Here is a 6,798-nt window from a genome sequence, read left to right on the forward strand (position 1 = left end):
GCCCTTAGCCGAGCCGCTCCCGTTTCCGGAGGTACGCACGAAGTGCGAGCGACATCGGGCTGTCGGTGTCCACGACCTCGTAGTCGATGCCGTGTGGCCTCAGGTCGCGCCGCCACTCGTCCAGTGCATCCCGCACGGCTGCGCGATATTCGGCTCGGATGTCGGCGACGCTTACCAGAAGCTCTTCGTCTGTCTCAGGGTCGAAGAAGCGAGCCTCGGACGCCGCGGGGAGCTCCCGCTCGCCGGGGTCGACAAGGTGGAAGACCAGCACTTCATGGCCATGGTGCCGGAGGAACTTCAGTGCTGTCAGCGTCTCGTCTCTTTCAACGAGCAAGTCTGAGATCAGGACCACGAGCCCACGCCGGCGCAGACGGATCGCAAGTTCCCGGAGCGCGCTCTCGGCGGAGGTGCCGCCTGTCGCATCGAGGCCCTGAAGGCGGCGAGCGAGTTCATGCCACTGACGGCGACCGCCACGAGGTTTGACTCGCTCGACGATACGGTCGTGAAAAGCGGCCATCCCAACGGAATCGCCTTGGCGCAGGAGGATCAGCGCGATAGACGCGGCGAGGTGTCGAGCGTACCACACCTTGGTCGGCAGCGTCCCTGGATTCGAACTCCATCCCATCGATTCGCTGACGTCGATGAGCAAATGCGCTCGAAGGTTCGTTTCCTCCTCGAACTGCTTTACATAGTAACGGTCGGAGCGCCCATACATCCGCCAGTCGATGTAGCGGAGGTCGTCCCCGGCCTGATACGCCCGGAGCTCCGCATATTCAGCAGAGAAGCCGCGGTGAGGTGACTTGTGGAGACCCATGATGAATCCCTCGACCACTTCACGTGAAATGAACTCGATACCACCCAGCTGCGCGAGCGCTGTGGGGTCGAGTAGATCGGCACGAGTGCCGGTTCGCGGGCGTGGAGACGGAGCGTTCATAAGAGCCAAGGAAGCTATCGGCCAGGGGCCTGCCTCTCAACGGGCAAATACGTGTCCGGCACCCTTGAACGGTGTGTCCTCCCAAGGTGACATGTCGGTGCAAGGTTCCTTGATTTTCAAGGATTTTGCACTGAGACGCGTGCTGCGCCTCTTCTCAACGACTGAAGTCCGCATCAGGGGGTACCGATGAGCATGCAGAAGATGGCATGCATATCATGGATTGGGGCACTCGCAGCACTGGCCGTTGTCAGCTCCGTGCAGGGGCAGGTTCCGGTTAGCGTTATGGTACAGGTCTGGTTTGATCGCGGCTCTGAGCCCGTCGTGGAGATCGGTGATGAGGTGCGTATCTACTACCGAACGAACGTCGACGCTTTTGCCGCGATCTTCCTCGTCGGTACCGATGGGGACGCTTCGCTCGTCTTTCCGTCGCATCGCGCGGTGGACGGCCTCGTCGCCGCCGGCCGGGACCACCGCCTTCGGTTTCCTGAATCCGCCCGGTGGCATGCTAGGGAAGATGTCGGGCTCGGGCACTCCGTGATCATCGCTTCGTAGTCACCCTTCGACCTCTCAACCTTCGAGCGTGTGGACGGTACTGGCTGGGATCTCGAGAGCGCCGGGGTGGGTCGCTATGAAGATGTGTATGTGGCGGCAGACGGTTTCGTCACCGCAGTGCTGCCGGAATGGGAGCAGGGGCTGGAGCGATTTGCCTTCAACCTGATGACCTACGAGGTCGCGAACGCTGAGCCCTGAGGCGCCAGGCCGATCTGCTCATACACTCGTCCTCGCGTCGTATTCACAGGGGCACGCTACCCAGTTTGACACTACTAAGTCGGGTCTCGACGAGTCGTGCACCGTCCACGGCCGACCATCCTTTGTCCCCGTCCATTATGCGGCAGGGCGCTCTGCCTATAAGGAAAGGACAGTCGCAGGAGCTGCGCACTTCCGGCGGCGGTAGAGCCGAAGGGAGGGAGAGGTCTACGAGGGTGCGAACCGGTCGGTTAACTTTGACCGCTTCGCCCCCGACCTCTCGCGCTGCGACAGCCCTTGCACACCGACCTCATTCGCAATTTCTGCATCGTTGCGCACATCGATCACGGTAAGTCGACGCTCGCCGATCGGCTTCTTGAGGGTACTCAGACTCTCGAGAAGCGTCAGATGCGGGAGCAGGTGCTCGATAACAACGAGCTTGAGCGAGAGCGTGGTATCACGATCAAGCTGCACGCCGTCCGCATGGGGTATCATGCGCAGGACGGCGTCGAATACGAGCTTAACCTGATCGACACCCCCGGGCATGTCGACTTCACGTACGAGGTCTCTCGCTCTTTGGCCGCGTGCGAGGGGGCGATTCTCGTAGTCGACGCGACACAGGGTGTGCAGGCACAGACCTTGTCGAACCTCTTTCTCGCGCTCGAGGCAGATCTCGAGATTATTCCGGTCATCAACAAAATCGATTTGCCCGGTGCTGAGCCGGAGCGCCGGCGGGAGGAAGTAGCGGACCTTCTTGGTGTCGATCCGGGGACGATCCTCTTGGCCAGCGCGAAAGAGGGGATCGGCGTACCAGAGATTCTCGAAGCTGTCGTGGCGCGCGTGCCTCCGCCGGTTGGAGACCCGAGTGCTCCGCTCAGGGCGCTGATTTTCGACTCGTATTACGACAAATATCTCGGGGCTGTCCCTTCGGTGCGCGTCATCGACGGCGTCGTGAAGCCTGGGACGAGAATCACGTTCGGGAACGTCGACGCGATCTACGAAGTCACCGACGTGGGCTGTATGCGGCTCGGTAGAATTTCGCAGAAGACACTGGGCCCTGGTGAAGTCGGCTACGTCGTCGCAGCGATCAAGGAGGTCGCTGATACGAAGGTCGGAGACACCATTCTCGACGCTGAGAATCGCTCAGAAGATTTGCTGGCCGGCTACCAGGAAGTCCGCCCGATGGTCTTCGCAGGCCTCTATCCGACGAGTTCGGACGACTATGAGGATCTTCGAGACGCGCTAGCGCGTCTGAGTCTAAACGATGCCTCGCTAGGGTACGAGCCCGAGACGTCAGTGGCGCTCGGATTCGGTTTTCGATGTGGCTTCCTGGGCCTCCTGCACATGGAGATCATTCAGGAGCGACTCGAGCGGGAATTCGACGTCGATCTGATCACGACGGTCCCGAATGTGGAGTACCACGTTGAGTTGAGTGATGGGACATTCTTGCATGTCGAGAGTCCGACGAAGCTGCCGGATCCAGGCCGTATCACAGCGATCTCTGAGCCGATAGTACGGGCGCGAATTCTGTGCCCATCGGAATACATCGGTAACGTTCAGAAGCTCTGTTATGAGCGTCGCGGTATCTTCCGCGGAATGAATTACCTCGACACCGAACGGGTGGAGCTGGACTTCGAGCTCCCGCTCTCCGAGATCGTCCTCGACTTTTACGATCGCTTGAAAGGTGGGACTCGCGGATATGCCGCGCTGGACTACGAGTTCATGGAATTTCGCCCCGACAAACTGGTCCGGCTTGATGTGCTCGTGAACGGGGAGGCCGTCGATGCGTTCAGCGTGATCATTCACGAGACGAAGGCAATGGTGTATGGTCGGGAACTCGTGGCGAAGCTCAAGGAGTTGATTCCCCGACAACAGTTTGCGGTGGCCTTACAGGCGACGATTGGTAATAACGTGGTGTCGAGAACCAACGTGAAGGCACTCCGAAAGAACGTGACTGCGAAGTGTTATGGGGGTGACATCTCCCGGAAACGAAAACTCCTCGAGAAGCAGAAGGCGGGTAAGCGACGCATGAAGCAGGTGGGCACTGTTGAGATCCCGCAGGAGGCATTTCTCGCGGTGCTGAATCTCGGTGACGACTGAGGCGCCGGCCGAAGATGGCTGCGCCCCCCCGGGTGTCGGCCTGAGTAGTCGGTGGGTCCTTGGTGTAGATATCGGAGGCACGAACCTCGTGGTAGCTGCGGTGCCTGTGGTCGGTGGAGAACCCGTGGCGCTTCTGTCGGGGGATACCCGGCCCGAACGTGGCCCCGATGCGGCCGTGGCTGACATTGCCGTGATGGCGAATCGTGTGATCTCTGAGACCATCCGTGCCCAGGGCGGGGCCCGAGAGGACTTCGTAGGAGTGGGAATCGGCTCCCCCGGGCCCCTCGATCTTTCGGCCGGTGTCATTTTGATGACCCCCAACCTCGGATGGGATGGTTACCCGATCCGCGACCGCATCTCCGATGCGGTGCGACTTCCGGCTACGCTCGACAACGACGGCAACTGCGCGACGTACGGTGAATGGTGGCTCGGGGCGGGGCGGGGCATATCCTCGATGGTGTGTGTGACCGTTGGGACGGGCATCGGCGGCGGTTTCATTGAGGACGGCCGACTACTCAGAGGGGCCAGCGGCAGTGCATTGGAGATCGGGCACACCACCATCGACTTCAAGGGCAGGCGATGCGGCTGTGGCAACTACGGCTGCCTCGAGGCCTATGCGTCCGGTCCCAACATTGCGGCGCGGGCGCGTGAGGGTGTCGAAGCGGGCTATCCATCTCTGTTGTCCGACCTAGTCGATGGACAGCTCGACCGGATCACTGCCGCGCTTGTGTATGAAGCGCTCCTTCAGGGTGACGAATACGCTCAGGAGGTCATGACTGAGACGGCACGAATGCTCGGAGCCGGCCTCGCGAATCTGGTGAACACGTTCAACCCCGAGGTGCTGGTCGTTGTCGGGGGAGTCACGCGAGCGGGTGAACATCTCTTTGGGCCGCTTCGCTCCGAGGTGCGGCGGAGGGCATTCGCGAGCGCGATCGAAGCGTGCTCGATCGTGCCGGGTGTGCTTCCGGACACTGCTGGAGTGATCGGAGCGGCGGGAGTGTTTCTCGCGGAGCACCAGTCCTGACCCGCATGCTCGGGATGGTAGGAGCGCTCGTCCGTAACACGATTGTCGGCGTGGACCGTGACGAGCGTGTCCAGCGATAGGGCGGAGTGATGTACGGGCTTGCTGCCGCATCGGCGGTACTACCCGAAGGCTGGATTGATCCGGCCGCTGATTCGTCTCGGCTTTGATGCTGCCGAGGCCGGGGCAGATGCCCTCGCCTCGGTTCCACGGACAGACGTCGGCGGGTGCCTCATTGTTGAGGAGCCGAACAATCGCCTAGAAATCCGCTACCAGACTGATGCCGATCGGATCGAGAAAGTGGCAGGTGGAGTCTCTGGGTGGACGGCGTCTGAAATCACGGAACGGCTTCGAGGAGTCCACGCCTTGCTCGTGAACTTCGTCTCAGGCTACGAGATGAACCTTTCGGTCACACCAGCCGTCCGATCGATATTCCTCGGCCCAATGCACGGGGACCGGCACTCGCTGTTTTTCAGGGTCGACCCGGATGGGACCAGGACCCCCGCAGCCCTTGGATACTGCACTGCGTGGGCTGAGTGCTTCGGTAGCGTTCAGATGAACGAAAACGAAGGAAAGCTCACTGTCCCGCAAGGAACTGGTGCCACAGTCGCTGGCGCGATTCCGAGTGCATTGGACGCCGGGAGCCGGGTTGCTACGGTGACCCGAGGCGTCCGTGGAGTCTCGTGTGGAGCGGTCGAGGACCTGTCTGCGCAGGCCCTCGACTGGAGCCCGCAACCACGCCCCGAAACCGGGGCGCGCCGACTCGACGGAAGCGTTACCATGCCCGCTCGGCAGGGTGGAGATCCGACCGGGTGCGGTGACGTGTGTGGGGCGGCGTTTTTTGCGCGGTGCCTCTCGGGTGATCCACTCCCGGTCGCCATGCGGACGGCAGGTCGGCTCGTGGCTCGTAACGTCGAGTGTCAGGGCGCCGATGGCCTTTTTGACATTTTGCACAAGGAGGTGAGGCCCTGAACGTCATCGCAGTCCCGACGTCGCTTGATCATCAGACGATTGACGCCTTTCTGGACGAGGCTACGAACCGAGCGGGTGAACGCCTGCTGTTCGATGCCCGACATCTGCGCTGGATCGATCCCAATGGCATGGTCTCGCTGCTGCTCGCCGGCACGGTAGCGGGGCGGGGAGGATCAGGCGTGCCATTGCTGGAACTCCCGGAGAGCCCCGACGTGGCAGGGTACCTCGTGCGCATGGCCTTCCATGAGGCTGCGGCAGATGTGTTCGAATACGAAGCTCCCGCACGGAGGGCGAAGGGGGGAGGGTCAGACGTGCTGCTCGAGATCACCCGCATCCAGACCAATGCCGACATTCACCGTGTGGTGGACAGAGTGCAGGGCCGCGCCGGGACGATCTTGTCGACGAAACTCGGCTACCCTCCGACCTCGGCTGTCCCCTTTGCCGTGATCTTGTCGGAGGTGTGTCAGAACATCATCGAACATGCCGAGGGGCCCGGCTGGGTCGCTGCTCAGTCCTACAACTGGTCCAAACGCTTGGGGCGGTTCGTAGTCGTGATCTCGGTCATGGACAGTGGCCGTGGCTTCCGCGGGTCTCTCATGGGTGAACACTCGGCACGATACGGAGATCGGTGGAGCGACGCGACAGCTCTTGAGGCGGCCTTTCTCCATGGTCTGACGCGATTCCCAGACTCGGGGAGAGGGCAGGGCATTCAGCAGATGCGGAAACAAGTCCGGAAGTGGAAGGGGCTCATTTCCGCGCGGAGTGGCTCGGCTCGGATCACCCAGGTCCCTGAGTGGGACGACTCTCCCCCGCTGGTAGACGGCTTGGCCCAGCTTCCCGGAGCTCAGATCAGTATCGTCTTACCGGCCAAGGGCGCTGGCGACTCATGACAGAATGCCCCATCGAACCGGTGTCGATTGATGTACGTGAGGTCCTCAAGGGGGTCGGAGATGACCTGATGCAGCAGAGTGTCACTCTGCACTCGTACCTGGTGACTCGACCTACGGGGCGAGCTGTCCGGATG

The 6,798-nt window shown here is 61.6% G+C and carries 7 protein-coding genes; 6 read left to right on the forward strand and 1 reads right to left on the reverse strand.

Going from position 1 to position 6,798, the window contains the following annotated elements:
* Nucleotides 1-4: 4 nt before the first annotated feature.
* Nucleotides 5-934 carry a DUF58 domain-containing protein gene (locus tag OSA81_11645; protein MDE0899662.1) on the reverse strand — a complete coding sequence of 310 codons (930 nt, stop codon included), beginning with the start codon at nucleotides 932-934 and terminating at the stop codon, nucleotides 5-7.
* A 186-nt stretch (nucleotides 935-1,120) separates the two neighbouring features.
* Here OSA81_11645 and OSA81_11650 point away from each other — a divergent pair, with 186 nt between their 5' ends.
* The 6 genes from OSA81_11650 (at nucleotide 1,121) to OSA81_11675 (ending at nucleotide 6,664) form a co-directional block, all read left to right on the forward strand.
* Complete coding sequence (locus OSA81_11650; GenBank protein MDE0899663.1) at nucleotides 1,121-1,486, forward strand: DUF4384 domain-containing protein; 366 nt, start codon at nucleotides 1,121-1,123, stop codon at nucleotides 1,484-1,486.
* A gap of 30 nt (nucleotides 1,487-1,516) precedes the next feature.
* On the forward strand, nucleotides 1,517-1,684 hold the full coding sequence (locus tag OSA81_11655) for a hypothetical protein (GenBank protein MDE0899664.1): 168 nt from the start codon (nucleotides 1,517-1,519) through the stop codon (nucleotides 1,682-1,684).
* Between the two features lie 294 nt (nucleotides 1,685-1,978).
* Nucleotides 1,979-3,781: a translation elongation factor 4 gene (lepA, locus tag OSA81_11660; GenBank protein ID MDE0899665.1), complete on the forward strand. Its 1,803-nt coding sequence runs from the start codon at nucleotides 1,979-1,981 to the stop codon at nucleotides 3,779-3,781.
* Nucleotides 3,771-4,805: an ROK family protein gene (locus tag OSA81_11665; protein ID MDE0899666.1), complete on the forward strand. Its 1,035-nt coding sequence runs from the start codon at nucleotides 3,771-3,773 to the stop codon at nucleotides 4,803-4,805. Before lepA ends, OSA81_11665 begins: the two co-directional genes overlap by 11 nt.
* 99 nt (nucleotides 4,806-4,904) lie before the next feature.
* A complete protein-coding gene (locus OSA81_11670; GenBank protein ID MDE0899667.1) occupies nucleotides 4,905-5,774 on the forward strand; it encodes a hypothetical protein in 870 nt (289 codons plus the stop codon).
* A 128-nt stretch (nucleotides 5,775-5,902) separates the two neighbouring features.
* Nucleotides 5,903-6,664, forward strand: coding sequence for an ATP-binding protein (locus OSA81_11675; protein ID MDE0899668.1), 762 nt, complete (start codon nucleotides 5,903-5,905; stop codon nucleotides 6,662-6,664).
* Nucleotides 6,665-6,798: the final 134 nt, after the last annotated feature.

It is taken from the genome of Longimicrobiales bacterium (assembly GCA_028823235.1).
GTDB lineage: Bacteria > Gemmatimonadota > Gemmatimonadetes > Longimicrobiales > Gaopeijiaceae > UBA2589.

Bases quoted from the DNA above. Each gene is read 5' to 3' on its own strand.
- OSA81_11650 (MDE0899663.1), top strand. From the start codon at position 1,121: ATGAGCATGCAGAAGATGGCATGCATATCATGGATTGGGGCACTCGCA.
- OSA81_11675 (MDE0899668.1), top strand. From the start codon at position 5,903: ATGGTCTCGCTGCTGCTCGCCGGCACGGTAGCGGGGCGGGGAGGATCA.
- OSA81_11645 (MDE0899662.1), bottom strand. From the start codon at position 934: ATGAACGCTCCGTCTCCACGCCCGCGAACCGGCACTCGTGCCGATCTA.